Raw genomic sequence first — 23,691 nt, forward strand, 5'->3', positions numbered from 1 at the left:
TATTTAAAGTAGTATTAATGACAACTCCATTCTCTTTTTTTAACACTTATGTGAAGACGTTGCTGGTATTAGTAATAACATTAACCTGTCTTCAATTAACCGTGAATAACGCGCAGGCTTCTATTTTTGACACTTCAAGTGCATCATTATTTAGTAATGATGATGAATTTTTAAAAGTAGACCAAGCATTTGTTTTCAACTTTAATCAAGAAAATGACCTGCTTCACATTAGTTTTGATATTAGTGAGGGTTATTATTTATACCGTCATCAATTTTCATTCACGAGTGACAAAGCTCGTTTAAGCCATGTCGATTTACCACCTGGCATAGAGCACGAAGACGAATTCTTTGGCGTACAACAAATTTTTAATACTGCTTTAAGCTTCACTTTACCAATTGAACAAGCTGAAAAAAATGCGATACTCACTATACGTTACCAAGGTTGCGCCGATAAAGGCTTATGTTACCCACCAACAAAGAAAGAGATTTCACTAGACCAAGTACTTGAGCAGGCAAATAAAAATGCACCAGGCGCTGTTTTGTCGGCTTTAAACAACGGCAATAGTAGCGCTTTATTAGCAAAGGAAACCAACCAAGCAAAGGCTAGTGAGCAGCATCAACTTGCTGATATGCTAAAACAAGATAGCTTATTGCTAACTTTAATAGCTTTCTTTGTTGGCGGAGTGTTGCTTGCTTTTACCCCGTGTGTGTTTCCAATGTACCCAATATTAACAGGCATAATTGTTGGTGCTGGCAAGGGTAACGCGAAACCACTAACCACCAAGAAAGCTTTTACCTTATCTTTCTTTTACGTACAAGGTATGGCGATAACCTATACCTTACTTGGTATTGTGGTTGCGCTTGCTGGCGCACAGTTTCAGGCCATGTTTCAACATCCCTATGTATTAATAGCCCTCAGCCTTTTGTTTATATTTTTAGCTTTATCTATGTTTGGCTTATTCAATTTAGCGCTACCTGCGAGTTGGCAAAATTATTTAAATAATTTAAGTAACAAACAAAAAGGCGGCTCTATTGTAGGTGTTGTTATTATGGGGGTGATTTCTGGTTTAGTGGCATCACCGTGCACAACCGCACCGTTAACTGGGGCTTTGTTGTATATATCACAAACGGGTGATGTTGTTTTAGGGGCATCTGCCTTGTATGCCTTAAGCTTAGGTATGGGGTTACCTTTATTAGTGCTAGGTAGCTCTGGTGGTAAATTATTACCTAAAGCCGGTGCATGGATGAATATTATAAAGAATATTTTTGGTTTATTACTACTCGCTGTCCCTATTTTCTTATTAGAGCGGCTTATCCCAGCAATAGCGACACAAGCATTATGGGCCATATTAATACTCGCTGCAGCAAGTTATTTATACGTAGCTAATTATAATGCATCGGCGAATAGCCATCCTGGTACAACGAAAGGCTTTGGTTTTGGCTTGCGCTCACTATTGATTTTTTTAATGTTATTTTTTGGTGCTAATATGCTTTATCAGCTGTTTGTCCCTTATGGCAGCGCTTCTCTTAATAATCGTGTCAACAACAGTACAGCTGTCACGACAAACGCGCAAGAAGCCGTTCAACATTTTACGCAGGTCGCAAGCTTAAAAGACTTACAAGCTGCTATAGCTAAGGCTAATGATGCCGGAAAAACAGTTATGCTAGATTTATATGCTGATTGGTGCGTTGCCTGCAAAGAATTTGAGCAATACACCTTTTCTGATGCAAAAGTACAACAAGCGCTGGCTAACTCTGTTTTATTGCAAGTCGATTTAACCAAAACTGGTACTGCGCCAAATGTTGAATTAATGGAGCATTTTGGCGTATTTGGTTTGCCGTCAATTTTGTTTTTTGATTTAAAAGGTAACGAGTTAACGCGACAACGGGTCACTGGCTTTATGGATGCGGATAAGTTTAGTGCACATATTAACGCAATCTTTTAATGGCCAACTGTCTCTATATGAATGATTTGATTATTAACGAAATAGCATAAGGCATAGGCTTTTTGCAAGTTTCAATGATTGTACCACCTATCAATGTAAATACTGGTAGGTGGTAAGATCTACACGCACCAAGGCTTTGGTTAATCAGCCTAAAGTAATCACCTACCTAAGCCTTGTTTCTACTTTTGTTTTCCAGTAGCCGTTAGCTGTAGAATTTTGAATAAAATCAATTAATTCAACCTCGGGTACTGGCTTTGAGAAATAGTAACCTTGAATTAAATCACAATTATTTTCAGTCAAACTCCGTAATTGTGCCGCAGTTTCCACGCCTTCAGCAACAACCGTTAGCCCTAAGTTTTTCACCATAACAATCGTCGACATAATTATTTGGTAGTCAGCATGGTTTTCTAACATACCAAAAATAAAGCTTTTATCTATTTTAATAACATCAATTGGCATTTTTTTAATGTATGCCAATGAAGAGTACCCTGTGCCAAAGTCATCAATAGAAAAGCTAAAACCCATTGCTTTTAAACTATCCATCATGGTGATGGTGTGATCAATATCTTTCACTAGCGTTTGCTCTGTTAACTCTAATTCAAAGTTATCTGCTGATAATGAAAATTGATCTAATAAACTTTGCATATACGTGGGTAAATTCGTATCAACAAACTGACCTGCTGATAAATTTATAGCAATTTTTACATCGGTTAGCCCTTGTTCTTTAAACATTATAGCCAATTCAAAACAACGATGAATTATCCAATACCCTAATTCAATCATGTGCTGTGAGTTTTCTAAAATAGGGATAAAGTCTTCTGGTGAAACCATGCCTCGCTCAGGATGTTCCCAGCGCAGTAGTGCCTCAAAACCATGCACTTTGTTGTCTTTAGCACGTAGTTGAGGCTGCAAGCTTAAACTAAACTGGTTTTTAGCCAAAGCTTGTCGCACTTCACTCTCAAGCATTACTCTATGGGCAACTCGTTGATACATTTCTTGGTGATATACATGCAGCTGGCTACCGCCATTATCTTTTGCTTCATACATAGCAATGTCAGCATGTGAAATTAAGTTTTCTGCTTTTTCGTCACTCGATTCAGTATAAGAAATACCAATACTCGTAGAAACATAAAATATACTTGAGCCAAGCTTTATCGGCTCTTTAAACTGTAACAGCAGCTTGTCTGCAACATCAACCGCATCATTTACCGATGTCAGACCAGTTAACACCACCACAAATTCATCACCACCAAAACGACAGGCTAAATCTACTTTACCTACACTTAAACGAACACGCTCGGCTGCTTGAATAAGTAACTTATCCCCTTCTGTGTGCCCATTGCTGTCATTGACCTTTTTAAAGTCATCGAGGTCTAAAAACAAAACTGCCACACCGCTGGGGTAGCGTTCAATATTGGCAAGTGATTTACGCAGTTGATAATTTAACATGTTTCGATTAGGTAAGCCGGTAAGCAGATCATACATTGCTATGTTTTCTAATTCTTTTGTTTTTTGTTCTACTTCAAAATTCAATTGCTCTAATTCATAGCTTAGCTCTAACGCTGAATCAGTTAACACGTCTAACTCATCTGAAAACAAAATGGGCCTTTTTAATTTAACCTCCCTGAACTGGTCAAACTTTTTATTAGCCAGCAACGGAAGAGCGCCCGACAACCGTAATAACCGCTGAGTAAATGGCCGAGCCACACCATAAAGAAACAGGCCAAGTATTAAGAATATACCCGTGAGTGAAAGGAGAAATTGATATCGATATTGCGTATTTTTTTCTGCAAAAGGGCTAACATCATCAATAAGCAATAAATAAAACCTTCTTTGGCTATTGCTCGCTAGTGGTAATAAGTTGACGAGATAGCTCTGTTCAAATAACTTAAGTTGCAACCCATTTTCGATTATTTTATCAAGATCTCTTTCTTTATTAACATCAATAAGTGACTGGGTTAGTTTTTTATTTGATGCTGAGATAAGTTGTATGTCGTTATAACCTGTTTTATCAGGCTGCAAAGAAAAGCTTGCCACTGCCACTTCACTATTTAAAGAAGTGTTAATCGCATAAAGCATATCAACAAGGCTAGCTGTCATGGTAATAACCAGTACATCTCCATGGTTATTTAATAGCGGTACACTCAGCAAAAGCTGACATTGCTGTTGGCATAATATCTGATGATTAGGTTGTTGTAATTTTAGTACTTGTTCAACATTTTCTTGCACTGCATAAGGCATAGTTGAAGTTTCAAAAAGTAACTCTTTGTTTGAGTTAACGAGCCAAATACCCTCAATATTTAAAGTAAGCTGTAAACCATCAAACTGGCTCTCAAGTTGCTTTACAAAAACGGTAAAGTCTGTTTGTTGTGAAAACTTTGTGATTTCAGAAAAGGACTCAAGCCAAACATTTATTTTAGAGCGGAGAATATCGTTGTGTAAGGCAAACTGAGTCTGCCCTTGTGCCAAAGTGCTTTTATGAAACTCTTTGTAGTCGGCTTGTAATCGAGATAAAGATAAAGCTGAGAAGCCTACCGCCAATATCAATAACGTTGAAATGATAGATATCAGCAGTTTTGTAGGCACGCTAATAAATCTTTTAGTCATTGGTTAACCTCCTTATCAAAACCAATACATTAATTGCATGGCCCACAAATGCCATTTCTCACTGTTATTTATACTGGGGTTTGGTAAAACAACAGGGGTAAGCCTAGCCCCCCCCTGAAACCAGTGGTACTCTAACCTTAAACGTAGGTTACTTGAAAAATCATACGATACCCCTAGCGTGGTATTTCGATGGTAACCAAAGTATGCTGGTATAGTACCACCAGACTCTTGTGCTAGCCTGGTACCATTTTTGTCATTCTTATCATTATAATACATTTCATAACGTGCCAATAACGTTAGCTCACGGTTAACTTTAAACTGCGATTGCACATAGGCGCCTTGCCCGATGGGTTTTTTATTGTGCAAAGGCTGATAAAAGCCCTCAGTTTTAAAGCTCTCTTGATAAAGCTCACCACTAAACTCCCAACTTTCACCCTCGTATAAGGCATTCATGGTATAGAATTTAAAAGAGAAGTCGCCATCAAAAAATGAGTCTGCCGTTTTATTAGCCCGATAATTAAACACTGAATCTAAGTAAGAGGCACCAAATCGCCACGGTGAAAACGCAGGCTGCCAATAAAAACTAAGCTGTAAATCATTACCTTGTTTGAGCGAGCCCTGTGCTATCTTACTTAATACGATTTCTTTTTGTTTATTAGATATTCTTGATGTGCCAAAACTTACGTTAACATCAAAGTTACCCCAGTCGTCATTGCTGTGGCTAATTTTTACTGCACCACCATCCGAGCCTACAGCTATATCTCGAAAACCATCATAATAAACTGATTGAGGTATTATAATACTAGGGCGAGCGAACGGGATATCTCGGGTGCTAGAGTAGAGCCAATGATTATTTTTAAAACGACCTAAATAAACATTCGCTTTCCAATGCGAGCTTTCATACGCTGTCCAGTCTACTAAGGCATAATCAACACGAAAGCCTTCTGCGTATCTGTTGCCACCATTTAAATAAACAGCTTGCCCAGCAAGTCTCAAGTTATCATTTAACTGATAAGAGCCGTTAAGACCTACCTCGGTTAATTTAGGTGACAATGAGCCATCATCGTTAACAAAGTTACTGTCGTCCACATTGATAACACCTTGAGCAACAAAACCATGGTATTGGAAATTTTGTTCCGCAGACTCAGCAGTCACTACCAACAAGCCGAAAATTACTAATAGCCCCAACAACAGTGTTTTCATCGGCATTATTACCATTTTAATTTTTAATTTGAATAACATAGACACCCTCCATGTCTTGAGCACTATCAAGATAGCCAATTGCACCTGGTGTCCTACTAACGGCGTCGAGAAGATCTTTTTGTGTATCCACTATAATAGGCGCAACACCTAAACCAGAGTAAGTTAACTTATTCCAAATACGATCAAGCTGGTAAGGAAACATTTGCAAACGCTCCTTACTAAAACGTAAATGAAGCTCATGTTGACGAGGTAGAGTAAAAACGGTAATTCGCTTTCCTTCTGCCCAAGTTATTCTGCGCATAGTATAAATACTACGCAATTGTGACGTGGTTAAATTAAGTTCTTTAACAGACGGATGTGATATAACCTCAACAGCATAAGACGTTGACGTTATAAACCCTAAAAATACTAATAAGCACAAAGAGTAAAGTTTTTTGATAAGTCAGTCCTTTTACACTCAGCAGTAAGTCTAAATAATCTTGGTAAAGCAGTTACCGACAATAAAGTAAATAGCTTAATTCCTACAATAACGAGTTAAAATCACAGTTAGCCCGTTGGTTATTTCATGTTTTTATAGACTGTTAATTAAACAGTGTAATTAACTACCGGCAAAGTACGCTATAATCTATGCAATACCCTTATTAAGCTTTTGAAATATACTTCAAGCAATAGCTTACCACAATACTTGCCCTATATAATTAAATTACTTTAAAAACAGCCCGTTAAAATTTATAGTTTGCCTAACTCAGTGTAGCCAACAATGAAAAAAAAGACAGTTTTTTGCTAATTAAGAGATTAGACCAGTATTTTGCTGTTATATTCTGCGAAAACACTATAATAATCGCCAATAATAAAAAAAACAGTTTTTTATTCACAATATTATTATTTTGTGTAATTATTATAATTATTCACAATTTAAAGATATTTTTACCGAAGATGAGTACTAAGTTTGCAGTTTTAGTGTTAAATGGCCCTAATTTAAATATGTTAGGTAAGCGTGAGCCTGAAGTGTATGGCGCACAAACATTAAATGAAATCATAGCGGCATTGACAATACAAGGCCAAGAGAAAGGTATTGAAATTTCTCACCTACAATCTAATGCTGAGCACTCACTGATAGATGCAATACATCAGGCTTATAAAAAAGTAGACTTTATTATTATTAATCCCGCTGCTTTTACCCATACCAGTGTTGCGCTACGTGATGCGTTATTGTCAGTAGCTATTCCTTTTATTGAAGTGCATTTATCGAATGTTCATGCAAGGGAAAAATTTAGGCATCATTCTTTTCTTTCTGATATTGCTACTGGCGTCATTTGTGGCTTAGGTGCAAATGGATACAGCTACGCATTACAGTCTGCTGAGGCTTGGCTGAAGAAAAACAAAATAAAATAGTTGTTATAAACTATAGTTAAGCCCTGTAACAATCAAAGCATTACAGTTGGTTATTAACACTAACCCCACATTAATTAAAGTACATTAGAAACAAGGTAATATAATGGATATTCGTAAGATCAAAAAACTAATCGAGCTAGTTGAAGAGTCAGGTATTAATGAGTTAGAAATATCTGAAGGTGAAGAGTCTGTACGTATTAGCCGCGGTGTTTCAGCAGTAGCTGCACCGGCAATACAAGCAGCTCCTGCTGCAGCCCCTGCCCCTGCCCCAGCTGTTGCAACGCCAGCACCTGAAGCTGCACCGGCATTAACTGGTCATGTTGTGCGTTCTCCTATGGTAGGTACGTTTTACGCTTCAGCTTCTCCTGACTCTCCTGCTTTTACTGAAGTTGGTCAGCATGTAAATGCCGGTGATACTCTATGTATTATTGAAGCAATGAAAATGATGAATCAAATTGAAGCTGATAAATCAGGTGTTATCAAAGAAATATTAGCACGCAATGAAGATGCTATTGAATTTGATCAACCGCTATTCATCATTGAATAAGCCCAACCAAAAAGGGTCATTCCATGTTAGATAAAGTTGTTATCGCCAACCGTGGCGAAATTGCCTTAAGAATACTTAGAGCTTGTAAAGAGCTCGGTATCAAAACTGTGGCTGTGTATTCCGCTGCTGATAAAAACTTAAAGCACGTGTTATTAGCCGATGAAACTATTTGCATTGGTAAAGCGCCTGCTCCCGATAGTTACCTTAACATTCCTGCAATTATCACTGCAGCAGAAATAACCAATGCTGTCGCTATTCACCCAGGTTATGGATTTTTAGCTGAAAATGCTGATTTTGCTGAGCAAGTTGAAAAATCGGGTTTTGCTTTTATTGGTCCAAAAGCAGAAAGTATCCGTATTATGGGCGATAAAGTTGCTGCAATTAAAGCGATGAAAGTCGCTGGTGTTCCTTGCGTGCCGGGCTCTGATGGTCCATTAGACGACGATGAAGCAACCAATAAAGCCCATGCTAAACGTATTGGCTATCCTGTTATTGTTAAAGCTGCTGGCGGTGGCGGTGGCCGTGGTATGCGTGTTGTTCGCAACGAAGAAGATTTAATAGATGCTATTGCTTTAACCAAAAATGAAGCTGGCACTATTTTTAAAAACGATATGGTTTACATGGAGAAATTCCTTGAAAACCCTCGCCACGTTGAAATACAAGTTATTGCCGATGGTAAAGGAACAGCAGTGCACTTAGGTGAGCGTGATTGTTCAATGCAACGTCGCCACCAAAAAGTGGTTGAAGAAGCTCCAGCACCAGGCATTACACCTGAAATGCGTGCCAAAATTGGTGAGCGGTGTTGTAATGCATGTATTGAAATTAATTACCGCGGTGCAGGGACTTTTGAGTTTCTGTATGAAAACGGTGAATTCTACTTCATTGAAATGAATACACGTATTCAAGTAGAACACCCAATCACTGAAATGATCACTGGTATTGATTTAATTAAAGAGCAACTCCGTGTTGCTGCAGGTCAACCGTTATCTTTTACTCAAGAAGATATTAAAATTTCAGGCCATTCAATTGAATGTCGTATTAATGCTGAAGATCCACGTACTTTTATTCCTTCTCCAGGTAAAATTACGCGTTTTCATCCGCCGGGCGGCTTAGGTGTTCGTTGGGATTCACATATTTATGCCGACTACACAGTACCCCCTCATTATGACTCTATGATTGGTAAACTAATTACATGGGGCGATAACCGCGATGTAGCCATTGCACGTATGCGTAATGCATTATCAGAGCTTGTTATCGATGGTATAAAAACCAATATCTCTTTACACCAAGACATATTAAATGATCAAGGCTTTGTTAATGGTGGTGCTAATATTCACTACTTAGAACAAAGACTTTCTGAGTTTGGTTAAAACTCCAGATTGATACGTTAATTGCATTCAAAAAAAGTGTTACACCGTTAGCACTTTTTTTTTCACTACAATTTAAGGTAAACTAGGGGCAATAACCACAGTGAGCAGCCAAATGACAAACCCCATAAAGAAACCTACCCCTCCTGAAGATGATGACTGCTGTGGCGGTGGTGCTTGTAACCCCTGTGTTTGGGATCACTATTATGCTGAATTACAAAAATGGCGTATTGCGCAAGCTAAATTAAAAGAAGAGCAGCAAAAGCATAAGCAACCTTGAGCGTAATTAGCACAACAACCACAATTTCATTAAATTTATTCCCTGCTTAGCGCTTCATTAGCGAGCTTAAAACAAGCTTATGAGTTAAACAGAAAACCTTTATGCTCATAGCATTTGTTTACGCTTCCCTATTAACGGTAATTACTTGTTTAGGTATCGTTACTTTATAATGCCCGAGTCCATTATTATTTGTGCTATCTCTTGCACTTTAGGGCTCGACATTAAACCAATAACGTCACCATTATTAAACATACGTGAAAGCTCTGGGTCACGTGTTAATTGCTTAAAACGAGGGTTATGTTTTACTGCCTCAACACGTACGAGTGTAGTCATAATTTCTTCAGTTAACCGCATTTTAACCGCTGTTTTGTCAGTAACATCAACATCACCTAGTACATGGGTTTCGGCCAATATTCGCTGTACTGTTTCTTTATCAAGCACGGCATTAATTTCACTCGCGGTCATTAAGCCTAGTACATCTTTTTGTTGTACCATACGCTTAATTTTTTTACTGTTAACTAAGGTTTTAACGTCGGCGTCATTAGCGAGAAAGATACCATCTTGTATACCACGCGCTGGGTTTTTTAAAGCATAAGCAGCCACCCCTACTAACTGCGGTGCCTGTGGAAACTGCTGTGCTAATACAGTATCAATAGTTCCCCCCATCATTTGTTGTGACAGCTTATTAATGAGATTATTGGCGGGTAGTTCACCATTATTCAATGCGGTAGCAGCTATATTAGCGAACCAAACCAAGGCTAGCCCCACAACAGCCCCTATTAACCCATTAGTAATTGCCCCAAGGGTGGGTAATTCTGACTTTCCTGCTGTTAATTTACCAAGAATATGAAGCAAAATTTGTAAGATGATTGAAATTAAAATCCAACTAAGAACAAATATAGCAAATCCTGCGACAAAATAAGCAGCTAGCCCTTTAAGTGCAGTGTGCTCACTTAATAGTGCAGCACCGTTTGTAGCAACACTTAAGGTCAGTATGTAAGCGCTTATCAAACTCACTAACCGAGCCAATACCAAGCCCAAACCTAAGCAGTAGCCACGATAGATAAAGTAAAGTAATACGACTGAAAACAGAATAATTCCGATCATGTATTTGCCCCTAATAATAAATTTTAAGTGAGCACGATAACAATGCACTTACGTTAAATAGTAAACACTATGTTATCGACATTCAAGGCTGTTGGTTGCTGGTTGTTGACTAGTGCGTGTTTGTATAAACGCAATAATTCAGCTCTCATCCTTTGTTTTAATGGTCATTTCAATGTGTTTATTTGCTCCTGCAAACCATTTTTGTACATAAATAGAGCCTAAAACTGGCGGCATAACATTTTCCGGGACTTCTTTATATCGAACACTATTCTTATTATGCTTTTCGAACACAAATTGAATGGTTTTCTCTACCATTATTAATCCTTAAATAAATTGATGTATTTTTCTGACGGATAATAAAGCACTCATTATAAAACTTCAAAGGCAACCAGTGATACCACTGGTTGAATTAGCTTAACTGTTAAGTTAATTAGTCTCTATTATCCCAATAAACAATATTTAACGTTTATTGTAAAATAAATTGAACTTTATTAAAAAAGTACGCTCTTATTAAACAGTAATGTTATTCCCTTAATATTTCATGTTTTATGCACCTATTTTATAGGTGCATTTTTTTTGCTAATTATCGTAATAAAACGGAGTATATAATATACAGTGGTATCATTAGACAGCCATTGTAACCAAATAACATTAAAGTAATAATTTTTCAATAATACCCGCTTAATTGATATATTTATTATAAATTTACTGTAAAATGGTAAGCATATAACATCCTAACAGGAATGGAGAATTGGTATGAATAAACCATTTAATATTAACCTAATACAAGGCTCTCGCAGTCTTGCGAATGACTTGATTGAGTCTCTTCGCAATAAAATATTAGAAGGGAACCTTGAGCCTGGCACTAAGCTCCCTGCTGCTAAAGATATTGAAGAGCAAGCAGGAGTTAGTCGAAGCGTTGTTCGAGAGGCAATGGCAGCATTAAAAGCAGAAGGCCTGATAGTTAGCAGACAAGGTGTTGGTATCTTTGTTGCTAAAAATACCATAAAGCATTCGTTTGCAATTGACGATAATGAATTTAATTCAATCGAAGATGCGGTTAAAATTCTTGAGCTTAGAATTGCTGTAGAGTTAGAAATGGCTTCAATGGCAGCGCAAAACCGCACAGAACAACAGATGGCAACTATTTGGGAATGTGTAGCAGCGTTCGATAAACAAATAGCTAGCGGTAACGATGCAGTAAAAGAAGATCTTGCTTTTCATCTATCAATTGCTGACGCAACAGGCAATCCCTACTTCTCACGCTTTATTAAGTACATTGGTGAAGGTGTCATTCCAGCAAGAGATATCATCACTAACTATGAAAAATCTATAGACGCGAAAGATTATTTACATTTAATTCAAGATGAGCATAGAAAAATAGCAGAAGCCATTGAATTAAAAGACTACGTAGCGGCAAGAGCAGCAACACGCACTCACCTTGGCAATAGCCGTAGTCGTCATATTAAAATCGTTGAAAGCTATAAACAGGCCATCAACTTGTAGCCAAATTAAATGAGTGCATGGCGCTAGCTCACCCAATAAAAACTTCATAACACTAACTAAAAATTAATGTTATGAAGTTTTTTCTTTTGTTTAATAAAGTAATAAAAGAATTAGTCCCCCTTTAATCAGTATGATGGTGAAGGTTTTTAGTGAGCCAACTATAGCTTATCGTTATAAACTTAAGTGATTACCATGATAACCACTTAAGCATCCCTAACTAAAGGCTTACATTAAGCCAAAGAGTTTTGGTAAAAATTCACTAATGGCTGGTATATAAGTCACCAACATAAGCGCAAAGAACATTGCAAAATAAAGTGGTAGCATTGGTCTTATTATTTTTTCTATACTCGTTTTCGCAACTGAGCAACTTACGAAAAGCACTGCACCAACGGGCGGAGAGCAAAGCCCTATGGATAAATTGAGCACCATCATAATTCCAAAGTGTATAGGTGACATACCGATACTTTCAGCCACAGGCAAAAAGATGGGTGTAAATATAAGGACCGCTGGCGTCATATCCATAAAAGCACCAACTAAAATTAAGGTTAGATTAATAAGTAATAAAACCATTAACGGGTTTTCGCTAATACTTAACAGTAAGTTACTAATAGTTTGTGGAACATCTTCATAGGATAATATCCAAGACATGGCTGAAGATGTTGCTATTAAAAACATTACTATAGCCGTTATCCCCCCTGCTTTTAGAAACAAATTAGGTAGGTCACCAAAGTTCACTTCTTTATAAACAATTGTAGCAAGAAAGAGTGAATAAATTACTGCGATAGCCCCTGCTTCAGTAGCGGTAAAAATACCACTGATAATGCCACCTATAACTATCACCAATAAAAATAAACTCGGTAACGCAGCGACAACTTTATTAAGCACAAGTTTTAGCGGTAAAGTTGCTCCTCTAGGGTATCCCTGGTGTATAGAATAAATGGCGCACACCAGCATGAGTAACCCAGCAACTAATAGCCCTGGTAAGTACCCCGCCACAAAAAGTGCAGAAATAGACACACCACCACTGGCAATTGCATAAATAATTAAGATATTACTCGGAGGAATAATCATACCAGTGGTTGCGGCAGTCGCGGTAACAGCGGCGGCAAAGTTTCTGTTATAACCTTTTTTTTCCATTTCTGGAATCATAAAACTACCAATCGCACTGGTTGCCGCAACCGCTGAACCTGAAATCCCTCCAAATAAAGTGCATGACAACACGTTAACTAGCGCTAAACCACCGGGCAGCATTCCGATCAACGCCATAGCGCATTCAATCAAACGTTTAGCAACTCCTCCTTGCCCCATAATTAAGCCAGAAAGAATAAAAAAGGGAATAGCTAATAAGGCAAAAGTATTTAATCCACCAACCATGCGCTGCGCTATGGTTGTTACTGCTGGTAGAAAATCAATACTAAATAGCATAGTAACTAAAGTAGCTAGACCAATACTAAATGAGATAGGCACATTTAAAATCAGTAATATAAAAAACACAACTATCAGCATTAAACCACTAATTTCCATTAGTCATTACCTCTTCGTTACGAGTGTTTAACAGTAGGTTATATATCTCTATGCTTGCGTAAAAGCAAAATAACACACCCGACAAAGGTAAGATGCCATAAACATACCCCATTTCGACATTCAGTGCTGCAGATGTTTGTACAGGATTAAATGTTAAATGTACAAGGTTACTTCCACCCAGCACTAGCACACTTAAAGCAAAACAGAATACTAATGTATGGGATAGTAACTTGGTATAATTTTGACGTTTCAAGGACATTTTTTTAATGACAATGTCTAACCCTAAATGCATTTGTGTCCGATAACAATAGACCGAGCCTAGCAAACCAATCCAAATAAGTAAGAATCGGGCCAACTCTTCAGAGCCTGGGCTAGATGCGTGAAAAATATATCGTGCAAGTACCTGCCAAGTTACGGTTAATACAATAATTAACATAAAAGAAATTAGACAAGTAGATAATACTCGATCTAAAAGGGTCACAAACTTATTCATCTTTTTTCACCTCTGACTCCACCGCCTTAATACGATTGATATAATCGCCAACCACTGTCCCTTGATAGGAAGTATGGAACGGTATTACCGCTTTCATAAATGACGCTTTATCTGGTGCTATAATTTCAACACCTGCTTTTTTCATCGCGGTCAAGGCTTCATTTTCAGCATTGAGCCACAATGACTTTTGAAACTCAACCGCTTCTGCCATCGCTTTTTCTAACCAGAGCTTCTCATTTTCAGATAATGAATTGAAGATATGCTGACTCACTACCACAACATCAGGTACTGAAGTATGCTCATTGAGCGAGTAGTTAGGACAAATTTCATAATGACGAGATAAATAAAATGTTGGAGGGTTATTTTCAGCGCCATCTACCACACCTTGTTGCAATGCAGCATATATTTCTCCCGATGATATTGGCGTGGCCGAACCACCCAAAGCCCTTACCATTCTCACCGCTGTTTGGCTTTTCATGACACGTATTTTTTTACCAATAAGATCCGCAGGAGACTTCACCATGCTGTCACAAGTATAAAAGCTACGACTGCCAGCATCAAAATAACCTAACCCCAATATATGGGCTTTTTTTGTTGACGCTAAGATCTGTTGCCCAACCTCACCTTGTAAAACCTGCCAACGATGTGATCTGCTACGAAAAATATAAGGAACGCTAAAAACCTTCATTTCAGGCACGAACCCCTCCAGCGCAGCGGCTGAAACTTTAGCCATGGCTAAGCTACCAATTTGTAATAGCTCAACCATTGCTCTTTCTGAGCCAAGCTGGCTATTAGGGTAAATTTTTACTGTCAGCGTACCATTTGAATAATGCGCTAAACGCTCAGCCATAAAGTCAATTGACCTATGTACGGAATGGTCAACATTAAGGTTATGGCTAACTCTAAGCACTTTATTATTACTCTGCTCAGAGCAACCTATTAATAATAAAAAACTTAACAAACATAACAATTTAATAGTAGCAGACAGCATACTCTTCCCCTGAAAGGTTTATGAATGATTATTTTAATTCTGTAGGACCGTATTTATCCATATCATCATAATCTAAATTTTCACCCGCCATTCCCCAAATAAAAGAGTAATTAGCGGTGCCGGCACCACTATGGATAGACCATGAAGGTGAGACAACCACTTGTTCATTAGATGTCCAAATATGGCGAGTTTCACTTGGTTCGCCCATAAAATGGCTAATTGCTTGTTCTGGTGCTAAATCGAAATAAAGGTAAGCTTCCATTCTTCGATCATGTTGATGTACAGGCATTGTATTCCAAACACTACCAGGTTTTAAACAAGTTAACCCCATTTGCAGCTGACAGGTGTCTACAATACCATTAATAATTAACTGATATATAGTACGCTCGTTTGATGTTTCTAACGAACCAAGCTCTAAAGTATTGGCATTTTCTTGGTTCACTTTTTTTGTCGGATAAGCGGCATGAGCGGGCGCTGAATTTAGATAGAATTTTGCAGTTTCAGTAGCGCACTTACTAGTAAAACTCACCGATTTATTGCCCGAGCCTACATATAACGCTTCTTTATTTTCTAAAATATATTCTTCGCCATCAACACATACGATTCCTGTTGAGCCTATATTAATAATACCTAGCTCACGTCGATCTAAAAAGTATTTAGCTTTTAGTGGGTCAATACTATCTAAACTTAGCGTTTTATTACCTGGTACAGCTCCACCGACAATAAATCTGTCATAATGTGTGTAGACTAATTTAATTTTGTCTGTTTGAAATAAATCATCAACTAAAAACGCGTCTCTTATTTTTTGTGTGTCAAAACTTTTTGCTTCGTTGTGACTAACCGCATATCGGGTTTCATATTCTAAAGTCATAATACTTTCTCTACTTGAAATAATAAAAATTAAATGGATTAACGCGCCAACCAACCACCATCAACAGCTAACACGTGACCGTTAACATAATCACTTGCATGGCTTGCTAAGAATGTAACTGCGCCAACCAATTGCTCTGGTTCGCCCCATTGTCCCGCAGGAATTCGTTTTTCAATCTCTTGATTGCGGTTGACATCATCTTGTAACGCTTGCGTATTGTCAGTACGAAAATAACCAGGCGCTATCGCATTAACTTGCACATTTTTAGCTGCCCATTCATTTGCTAATGCTTTGGTAATACCAACTACACCATGCTTACTTGCTGTATATGCTGGCACTGTAATACCACCAGTGAAAGAAAGCATTGACGCTATGTTAATGATTTTACCCTGCTGTTTTTCTAACATTTTACTACCAACGAGTTGGCAAGTTAAAAAGACTGAATTTAGATTTACATCAATAACATTTTGCCATTCATCTAATGGGTACTCATGCGCTGGAAATCTAGAAATAGTGCCACCGTTATTAACCAAAGCGTCGATATTACCTGTCAATGAAAACGCTTTATCAACCATGGAACGAACCTCGTCAGGCTTAGATAGATCTGCGTTAACGGAAAACACTTCGCCACCATTAGCTTTAATGATTTGCTCCGTTTTCTTTGTTCCGTCAACTTTAGAGCTGCTACAGATAACCGTTGCGCCAGCACCAGCTAATCCAATAGCTATTGCTTGGCCTAAACCTCGACTCGCACCCGTAACTAAGGCTGTTTTGCCTTTTAGCGAAAATAAATTTTGATGTGTTTCTAATGTCATAATAGTTTCCAATGTTTAAATGCTTACACAAAAGATATCAGTCCTCATGTTATCATACAAGTGATTTTATAAAAAGTTTAATCTCAGTTCCGTCTATTAATACCCTTAGAGGTAGCAATCTGTTATTGTGCGTTGTCTTATAACATGATAACTTGACAAAAGCATTATTTGAACAAAGCAAACCAATAACATATGAACATGGTTTCTTTAACGCTATTCAACTAAAGGTAAAGATCATAATGAAATGTAAACTTAAAATAACTACATTGCTACTCACCACAGCATGTTTACTAACCACTGTGGGTTGCTCTGTCCAGCAAGCGTCAATAAATGAGCAAATAGCCGCTAGTGAGAGTAACTTGCAGCCTAAAGAGTTACAGCAAGTGAAAGCATACGCTAAGTTTGTTCCGATACGTGAAGATGATTTTGCTTGGGAAAATGATCTAGTCGCATTTAGAGTTTATGGCCCGTCTTCATTAGCAACGCCAACAAAGGCAGCGAGTGGTGTAGATACTTGGCTTAAACGTGTCGACTATTCCATTATTGATAATTGGTATAATAATTACGAAAAAAAAGTGAGTTATCATACAGACTGGGGAGAAGGACATGACCCTTATCACACTGGTATCTCACGAGGCGCAGGCGGCACGGCTATCTGGATAGATGGCACTCCTTATCCTTCAAGCACCTTTAATGCTTGGCGAATCATTGATAACAACCCAGAAAAAGTCATTTTTGAATTAGACTATCACTGGCAAACAAAATTAGGTGAGGTTTCTGAAACAAAACAAATTAGTCTTGCACTAGGCTCACAATTATTTGAAGTAACATCACAGTTTTTACTTAATGGGCAGCCAGCAAAAAATCTTAGTATTGCCATTGGTTTAACGACTCATGATGAAGCTGCAAAAGCCAGTTTTAATAAAGAGTCAGGTTGGATATCCGCCTGGGAAAAGTTAAAAGGTTACTATTTAGGAACGGGTGTTGTAGTGGCGCCAGAACAAGTTGATGAAATTATTCACCGCCCTTCACCGCTCAAAGACCACAGTCATGTTTGGTTAATTTCTCATACCGATGAACAAGGTAAGCTTAATTATGCTGCAGGTTACGGTTGGGAGCGCGCCGAAAAAATCACTACCGAAACCCAATGGCAACAATACTTAAACAATTATACGCTGTCTCAGTAAATGTTGAACCTGACTAATTCAGTGTCAAGCTAACATTTATTTATACTGGTGATCAAAATTTAGAGGATCATACAAATATGAACATTTATTTTTTATTTAAAAAGCAGCTTACCCGATTCGCTTTTATACTAGTGGGGGCAAGCTTAATTCCATTTTATGGTGTTGCGAGTACTCTAGCAAACACAGAAATTAACAAGCCTAATATTGTCATTATTTATACCGACGATTTAGGTATAGGTGATGTAAGTGCATACGGTGTTGGCAAAATATCAACGCCGAATATTGATAGTATCGCCACACAAGGGATCCGTTTTGATAATGGTTACGCCACTGCCGCTACGTGCACGCCAAGTAGATACTCTATATTGACAGGACAGTACCCTTGGCGAAAAGGTGCAAAAATTTTGCCTGGGGATGCGCCTTTACTTATTGCCCCTAAACAACAAACACTACCTAAAATGTTAAAAAAATCGGGTTATACTACTGCTGTTATAGGTAAATGGCATTTAGGGCTTGGTAGTGGCCAGGTAGATTGGAATCAACATATAAAGCTTAATCCTAATGTGGTGGGCTTTGACTATTCATATATTATGGCGGCGACAAACGATAGGGTCCCTAACGTGTATGTTAAAAATGGTAATGTTGTTGGTTTGCAAGAAAACGATCCTCTTTATGTCAGTTATAAAGAAAACTTTAAGGGTGAACCTACCGGCTTAGACAACCCAGAACTAATGACCAAAATGAGTTTTAGTAACGGTCACTTCCACAGTATAAATAATGGTATCTCTCGCATCGGCTGGCAAAAAGGTGGTAAAAGCGCCCAATGGATTGATGAAGAGATGTCTGATTTATTTCTTGAAGAAGCGCAATCTTTTGTTATAAAAAACAAAAACAAGCCATTTTTCCTCTTTTATACTTTGCATCAACCTCATGTACCACGTGTTCCGAATCAGCGCTTTGTTGGCAAATCGGGTTTAGGCGCTAGAGGTGATGCTATTTTAGAAGCTGACTGGGCCATTGGAGAGTTTCTCAAAACACTTAAAAAAGAAAATTTAGCTAAAAATACAATCGTTATTTTTTCATCTGACAATGGGGCTGTACTTGATGATGGGTATAATGATCAAGCAGTAGAAAAACTGGGAGCACATACACCATCAGGTAAATTCCGTGGGGGGAAATATAGCTTATTCGATGGCGGCACTCATATTCCGTTTCTCGTTAGTTGGCCTGATAGAATTAAACCTGGAGTATCTAACGCACTAATATCTCAACATGATTTTCTGGCATCATTTGCTAAGTTAACAGGGCAAAAAATTGCTCCTTCTGACAGCCAAGATCACCTCGATGTCTTATTAGGCCAATCAACTCAGGGTCGCAAGGAATTGGTAGTGCAAGCCCTAGGTGGAAAAACCGCTTACAGAGAAGGTAATTGGTTATTTATACCTGCTTATTGGGGTGATGAGAAACTGGCCAAAGAAGATATAGAAACCGGCTATTGCTCATGTTACCAGTTATATGATTTGGTTAAAGATCCAGGCCAAACAAAAAACTTGGCTGATAAATACCCCGTTAAAACGCAAGAAATGAAACGAGCCTATAAAATAGCAATATCTGAAAAGATAATGTGATTACATTAAAGAAGCTAACCTAAAGAGCCTTTTATACTCTGTTGGTTAGCTTCGAATGTGCGAATTTATCCCAACATATAAATATATGTAAAATATCAACACAATAATCTCAACTATGTCTACGAGATTAATATAGATAGAGCACTTAAAATAAACGTAAGCGTGCGGTAAATTCCTCTAATATTTGCGTTATCTAGACAATTATACCTTCTTCAGGTTCAAATAGGAGCAAGCTAATGCACACCACACCTAAAAGAAATGATCCACAATTGCATAATAATAAGCGCAAAGCGCCTTAACAATTGAACCGTTTTTTAAAGTCGTAACCCTATTCATTTCAATTTTTATACTGAAGCGCTAATCTACTTGTTTTTAACGTAAATTCAATTAGTACAACAATTTTTCGGCGCCATCACTTCGTTAACTGAAAGAAACATACATTTAAATTAACCTCGAAATATCCAATTAAACCATTGTTTTAAAATGGTATTTTATTTTATTTTTTCAAATTAAAACAAAATACTTGCTTGTATGTTAACATGATAGTATGGTTATCATACAAGTGATAAGGGTGCGCTTAAATCATTACGTTGTTCTACTTGTACCGAGTTGGAAGCAGCTCTATTTAATATCAAATTATATTTTTCTTTGATATTAAATAACACAATAAGAGTTGTAATATATTTGCTTTTACGACTTACACCCTAGAAAGAATATTATAATTATATCGGGGATTACTCATGTTACATAAACGTTCACTAATCAGTAAAACTATATCCATGCACTTAATGGGTCTTGCAATAGCCAGTACAAGCTTGGTAACACTTGCTGAAGAAACAACTGAACAAAAAATAAAGGAAACTGAAGTCATTACAGTCACTGGTATCAGAGGTAGTTTGGTCCGGTCACTATTTGACAAGCGTGCAGCAGCAAATGTTATGGATGGGATTTCAGCTGAAGATATCGGTAAATTTCCTGATCAAAACGTAGCTGAATCACTGCAGCGTATTACAGGGGTTACCATTGACCGTGACGAGTCTGGCGAGGGGCAGCAAATATCTATTCGTGGTTTTGGACCAGCATTTAACAACGTTTTATTTAATGGCCGTACTATGCCAGCAGACAACAGTCAACGCGGCTTTTCATTTGACTTAATTGCCTCTGAGCTAATCACTGGTGCAGATGTATATAAAACATTAAAGGCAGACACGCTTGAAGGTGGTTTAGGCGGCACTGTTAATGTTAAAACAGCTAAGCCACTTAACTATGACGGTTTTAAAGCCGCAGCATCAGCAAAAGGTGTTTATGACACACTCGCAGAAAGTACTAACCCTTTTGTTTCAGCCTTAATTAGTCAAAACTTTGATAATGATTTTGGTCTTCTAGCATCGTTTGCTTACCAACAGCGCGATGCTCGTTTTGATAAAGCTGTAGTTGATGGTTATGCAAATACCCCTGTATATACCGGTAGTACTAAGGACTCGAAAACAACAGAAAGTTACCTTAGACCGATGGGGGCGAAGCAAGTATTACAAAGATCAGATCGAGAACGTATTGGCGGAACTTTAGTTGCTCAATGGCAAGCCACTGATAATATATTGCTATCGGCCGATGTTCTATATTCTAAGCTAGAAGATAATAAAAATAATAAGGTGTTAAGTAATTATTTTGGTAAAAATGATCTTTTTAACGCAGAATGGGATGAGTTTGGAAGCGTTACCTCTTTTACGCGTCCTGGCAGTGCCATACCTTCTCCAGGTGTTAGAGAGATTTGGATAGATGGAGTAAAACAAACAGCGGGTCAAAAAAATTCAATTAATACCAATGGTAGAAATCGTAATAGTGAAACCACCATGGTTGGTTTTAACCTTGATTGGGATCTAACCGACAATTTTACTGTTGTATTTGATGTACAAAGCTCAAAGGCTGTTGCTGAATCTAAAGACAATCCCCTTGTATCATTGTCAGCCTTTAGCGAAGTGGACACTAGTTTCGAAAGAACGGGTGATTCATTTAAATGGTCAAGTGATTCGGCTTTTGACACTAGTTTAAAAAACTACACCGCTGGCAATTTATATTACTTTTCTCCATCAAGTAAAGACGACATTACTGAAGCTCGTATTGATACGGAATGGCAAGTTGAAGATATGGGTTATTTAACATCAGTTAGAACAGGTGTTTACTACTCAGATAGACAAAAGAATACCGCGCTTTATCAATCGCGTTGGACCGAAGCAGCTAAAGCTTTTAGTGGCTTCCCAATACCTGAATCTTTACTGAATAACACATCAATAAAGTTTCTAAGTGATCATGACCAAGGCGGCTTTGTCCATACATGGCCTGATTTTGATGCTGCAGGTATATTTGATTATTTTAACAGCCCAGAAGCATTAGCAAGTGCATCTTTTATTGGGGATCAGATTATCCATAACTTTGAAAATGGTGACCCTAAATATGCGAGTTTAGAAGATGCTCAAGCAGCAGCAGATGCTGCAGTAGCCGCTAGAATTGAAAAGATTCAAGGTTACTTTGCTTCTGCACCAACAGACGGTAATTTTGGGCTTTATAACAAGGCAGCGGATGCAAGAGCAGATAGAAAGTGGCAAGTAAATGAAGAGACAATGGCTGCATATGTTGAGGCTAATTTAATGGGAGACTCTTGGAGTGCCAACCTTGGTTTACGCTATGTTACTACTGATACTTCCTCTATCTCGGCTGGTCAAGTATTTGTTGGAACAGATACAATTACAGCAGGCACAGAGACATTAAGCCTTCAAATTGCTACGGGTGAAACAAGACTGTCAAAAGGCAGTTATTCAAAACTATTACCCAGTCTAAATGTAAAATATGACATCAATGATGATTTAGTCGCACGTTTTGCTTACTCTCAATCACTTAGTAGACCAAAGCTATCTGATTTAACCGCTGCTCAAACATTTAAAGTGCCTTCTTTTAGTGAAGAGCAGGGTTTTGAAGGTGAAATACAAGCTAAAAACACTGATTTAAAGCCATTTAGCTCTGCTAATATTGACTTAGCACTAGAATGGTACTACGCCCCTGAAAGCTACATTGGCGGCACTTATTTTAGAAAAAGCTTAACGGATTGGATCACCACTGAAAGTTACCAAACAACGCTATTCGATACCATTCAAAACGTTGATAGAGAGTTCACAACATCATCTCCTGTTAATGTTGCATCAGCCAAAGTTAATGGTTTAGAACTTGCGATATTACATAACTTTGATAATGGTTTTGGTATTCAAGCTAACTACACTATATTAGATACTACTGGTGCTGCAGATGCAGAGAGTGACTCAAAAGTAACTATGTATGGTTTATCTGATAGCTCATACAACGTTATTGGTTTTTATGAAAATGGGCCTTTACAACTTCGTATTGCTTACAACTGGCGCGAAGGTTACACAAAATGTCGTGACTGTGTTAGATCGCATAGCCAATCAATTGATGATTATGGTCAAGTTGATGCCTCAGCAAGCTACCGACTTACCAAGAAAGTGTCTTTGGTTGCAGCAGTTGTTAATTTATTTGATGAAGACCCATTAGCATATTATGAACGTCCAACTAATATTTTAAGTATTACTGACACAGGTACTCGTTATTCATTAGGTATTCGCGCTAAATTTTAATTGAATACTTACTCCTCCTTTCATAGGAGTTGACTATGTCTCGCTTTACCATGCGTTGACGTTTTTATTAAAGGCCAGTAGCTTTGCTCCTGGCCTTTTTTGTGCGCTTGCTTTGAAAGTAATTAGACTCGCCAATGCCTAAAAGCATAAGGTAATAAGTCATTACCACGTCATTTGATGATAAAGAACCCTTCGAATGAACTTCTTTTTTGGCTTGTCACTGCAAAAGTTATTTTAATTATAGTTTAGGCGTGTGGGTTGAAATGTTGAACTTCTGGAAACAAAGCGCGACAGAGTCAGTGTATGATGCTCGTTTAATATCAGCTAAAGTAGTTTAAGCGTAATTTCAGTAGTAAGACCCAAAAGAATAAGAATGCTCCTCACGCAATTATCCAACCTTATTTATTAGCTGCAATAACGCTCTCGCAGAAAAACGTGTTAAGCAACAGTATTACAATTATATATTTCACGGCATTCAACTAGAGTGAACTTTAGGTAATACTGCTCTAGCTAGCACCTATTTTTTAAACAGGTCTTTATCTCCATCGCTTTGGCAAAAAAAAGGCCTTACAAATGT

General features: G+C 37.8%; 19 protein-coding genes. 9 read left to right on the forward strand and 10 right to left on the reverse strand.

Going from position 1 to position 23,691, the window contains the following annotated elements; translation table 11 throughout:
- Nucleotides 1–62: 62 nt before the first annotated feature.
- A complete protein-coding gene (locus AC0UA9_RS02935; RefSeq protein WP_475656897.1) occupies nt 63–1,946 on the forward strand; it encodes a protein-disulfide reductase DsbD in 1,884 nt (627 codons plus the stop codon).
- Between the two features lie 162 nt (nt 1,947–2,108).
- Here the strand turns inward: AC0UA9_RS02935 and AC0UA9_RS02940 are convergent, their stop codons facing one another.
- The 3 genes from AC0UA9_RS02940 to AC0UA9_RS02950 are packed head-to-tail and all read right to left on the reverse strand — an operon-like array spanning nt 2,109 to nt 6,057.
- Nucleotides 2,109–4,553 (reverse strand): putative bifunctional diguanylate cyclase/phosphodiesterase, encoded by a 2,445-nt coding sequence (locus AC0UA9_RS02940; protein WP_475656799.1) that lies wholly within the window; start codon nt 4,551–4,553, stop codon nt 2,109–2,111.
- 15 nt (nt 4,554–4,568) lie between these two features.
- On the reverse strand, nt 4,569–5,795 hold the full coding sequence (locus tag AC0UA9_RS02945; protein WP_475656801.1) for a hypothetical protein: 1,227 nt from the start codon (nt 5,793–5,795) through the stop codon (nt 4,569–4,571).
- Complete coding sequence (locus AC0UA9_RS02950) at nt 5,773–6,057, reverse strand: hypothetical protein (RefSeq protein WP_475656803.1); 285 nt, start codon at nt 6,055–6,057, stop codon at nt 5,773–5,775. The genes AC0UA9_RS02945 and AC0UA9_RS02950 overlap by 23 nt, the downstream gene beginning before the upstream one ends.
- 635 nt (nt 6,058–6,692) lie before the next feature.
- Here AC0UA9_RS02950 and aroQ point away from each other — a divergent pair.
- From aroQ to AC0UA9_RS02970, 4 genes are all read left to right on the forward strand, one after another.
- On the forward strand, nt 6,693–7,151 hold the full coding sequence (aroQ, locus tag AC0UA9_RS02955) for a type II 3-dehydroquinate dehydratase (protein WP_475656807.1): 459 nt from the start codon (nt 6,693–6,695) through the stop codon (nt 7,149–7,151).
- A 103-nt stretch (nt 7,152–7,254) separates the two neighbouring features.
- The gene (accB, locus tag AC0UA9_RS02960; RefSeq protein ID WP_475656811.1) at nt 7,255–7,698 is read left to right on the forward strand and encodes an acetyl-CoA carboxylase biotin carboxyl carrier protein; all 444 of its coding nucleotides are present in this window, start codon (nt 7,255–7,257) and stop codon (nt 7,696–7,698) included.
- 23 nt (nt 7,699–7,721) lie between these two features.
- Nucleotides 7,722–9,068: an acetyl-CoA carboxylase biotin carboxylase subunit gene (gene accC / locus AC0UA9_RS02965; RefSeq protein ID WP_475656814.1), complete on the forward strand. Its 1,347-nt coding sequence runs from the start codon at nt 7,722–7,724 to the stop codon at nt 9,066–9,068.
- Nucleotides 9,069–9,180: 112 nt separating this feature from the next.
- Nucleotides 9,181–9,345 carry an oxidoreductase-like domain-containing protein gene (locus AC0UA9_RS02970; RefSeq protein WP_475656817.1) on the forward strand — a complete coding sequence of 55 codons (165 nt, stop codon included), beginning with the start codon at nt 9,181–9,183 and terminating at the stop codon, nt 9,343–9,345.
- A gap of 159 nt (nt 9,346–9,504) precedes the next feature.
- Here AC0UA9_RS02970 and AC0UA9_RS02975 read toward each other — a convergent pair whose 3' ends face one another.
- Together AC0UA9_RS02975 and AC0UA9_RS02980 are read right to left on the reverse strand one after the other, a co-directional pair.
- Nucleotides 9,505–10,452 (reverse strand): hypothetical protein, encoded by a 948-nt coding sequence (locus AC0UA9_RS02975; RefSeq protein WP_475656820.1) that lies wholly within the window; start codon nt 10,450–10,452, stop codon nt 9,505–9,507.
- A gap of 138 nt (nt 10,453–10,590) precedes the next feature.
- Nucleotides 10,591–10,767, reverse strand: a complete 177-nt coding sequence (locus AC0UA9_RS02980) for a hypothetical protein (RefSeq protein ID WP_475656823.1) — start codon at nt 10,765–10,767, stop codon at nt 10,591–10,593.
- Nucleotides 10,768–11,208: 441 nt separating this feature from the next.
- Between AC0UA9_RS02980 and AC0UA9_RS02985 the strand changes: the two genes are divergently transcribed.
- Nucleotides 11,209–11,958, forward strand: a complete 750-nt coding sequence (locus AC0UA9_RS02985) for a FadR/GntR family transcriptional regulator (protein WP_475656826.1) — start codon at nt 11,209–11,211, stop codon at nt 11,956–11,958.
- A gap of 225 nt (nt 11,959–12,183) precedes the next feature.
- Here the strand turns inward: AC0UA9_RS02985 and AC0UA9_RS02990 are convergent, their stop codons facing one another.
- Genes AC0UA9_RS02990 through kduD form a run of 5 tightly spaced genes read right to left on the reverse strand, consistent with a single transcriptional unit; the run spans nt 12,184 to nt 16,652 of the window.
- Nucleotides 12,184–13,482 (reverse strand): TRAP transporter large permease, encoded by a 1,299-nt coding sequence (locus AC0UA9_RS02990; RefSeq protein WP_475656830.1) that lies wholly within the window; start codon nt 13,480–13,482, stop codon nt 12,184–12,186.
- The gene (locus AC0UA9_RS02995; protein WP_475656834.1) at nt 13,472–13,975 is read right to left on the reverse strand and encodes a TRAP transporter small permease; all 504 of its coding nucleotides are present in this window, start codon (nt 13,973–13,975) and stop codon (nt 13,472–13,474) included. The genes AC0UA9_RS02990 and AC0UA9_RS02995 overlap by 11 nt, the downstream gene beginning before the upstream one ends.
- On the reverse strand, nt 13,968–14,966 hold the full coding sequence (locus AC0UA9_RS03000) for a TRAP transporter substrate-binding protein (protein WP_475656837.1): 999 nt from the start codon (nt 14,964–14,966) through the stop codon (nt 13,968–13,970). The genes AC0UA9_RS02995 and AC0UA9_RS03000 overlap by 8 nt, the downstream gene beginning before the upstream one ends.
- Before the next feature lie 28 nt (nt 14,967–14,994).
- Nucleotides 14,995–15,837 carry a 5-dehydro-4-deoxy-D-glucuronate isomerase gene (kduI, locus tag AC0UA9_RS03005; protein WP_475656839.1) on the reverse strand — a complete coding sequence of 281 codons (843 nt, stop codon included), beginning with the start codon at nt 15,835–15,837 and terminating at the stop codon, nt 14,995–14,997.
- Between the two features lie 38 nt (nt 15,838–15,875).
- Nucleotides 15,876–16,652, reverse strand: a complete 777-nt coding sequence (gene kduD / locus AC0UA9_RS03010) for a 2-dehydro-3-deoxy-D-gluconate 5-dehydrogenase KduD (RefSeq protein WP_475656840.1) — start codon at nt 16,650–16,652, stop codon at nt 15,876–15,878.
- Between the two features lie 239 nt (nt 16,653–16,891).
- On the opposite strand from kduD, the gene AC0UA9_RS03015 reads away from it, so the two are divergent.
- From AC0UA9_RS03015 to AC0UA9_RS03025, 3 genes are all read left to right on the forward strand, one after another.
- Nucleotides 16,892–17,839, forward strand: coding sequence for a DUF4861 family protein (locus tag AC0UA9_RS03015; protein WP_475656842.1), 948 nt, complete (start codon nt 16,892–16,894; stop codon nt 17,837–17,839).
- Between the two features lie 77 nt (nt 17,840–17,916).
- Entirely contained in the window at nt 17,917–19,467 is a 1,551-nt protein-coding gene (locus AC0UA9_RS03020; RefSeq protein WP_475656845.1) for a sulfatase family protein, read from the forward strand.
- Nucleotides 19,468–20,207: 740 nt separating this feature from the next.
- Entirely contained in the window at nt 20,208–23,114 is a 2,907-nt protein-coding gene (locus tag AC0UA9_RS03025) for a TonB-dependent receptor (RefSeq protein ID WP_475656848.1), read from the forward strand.
- Nucleotides 23,115–23,691: the final 577 nt, after the last annotated feature.

This window comes from Colwellia sp. F1 (assembly GCF_056238625.1).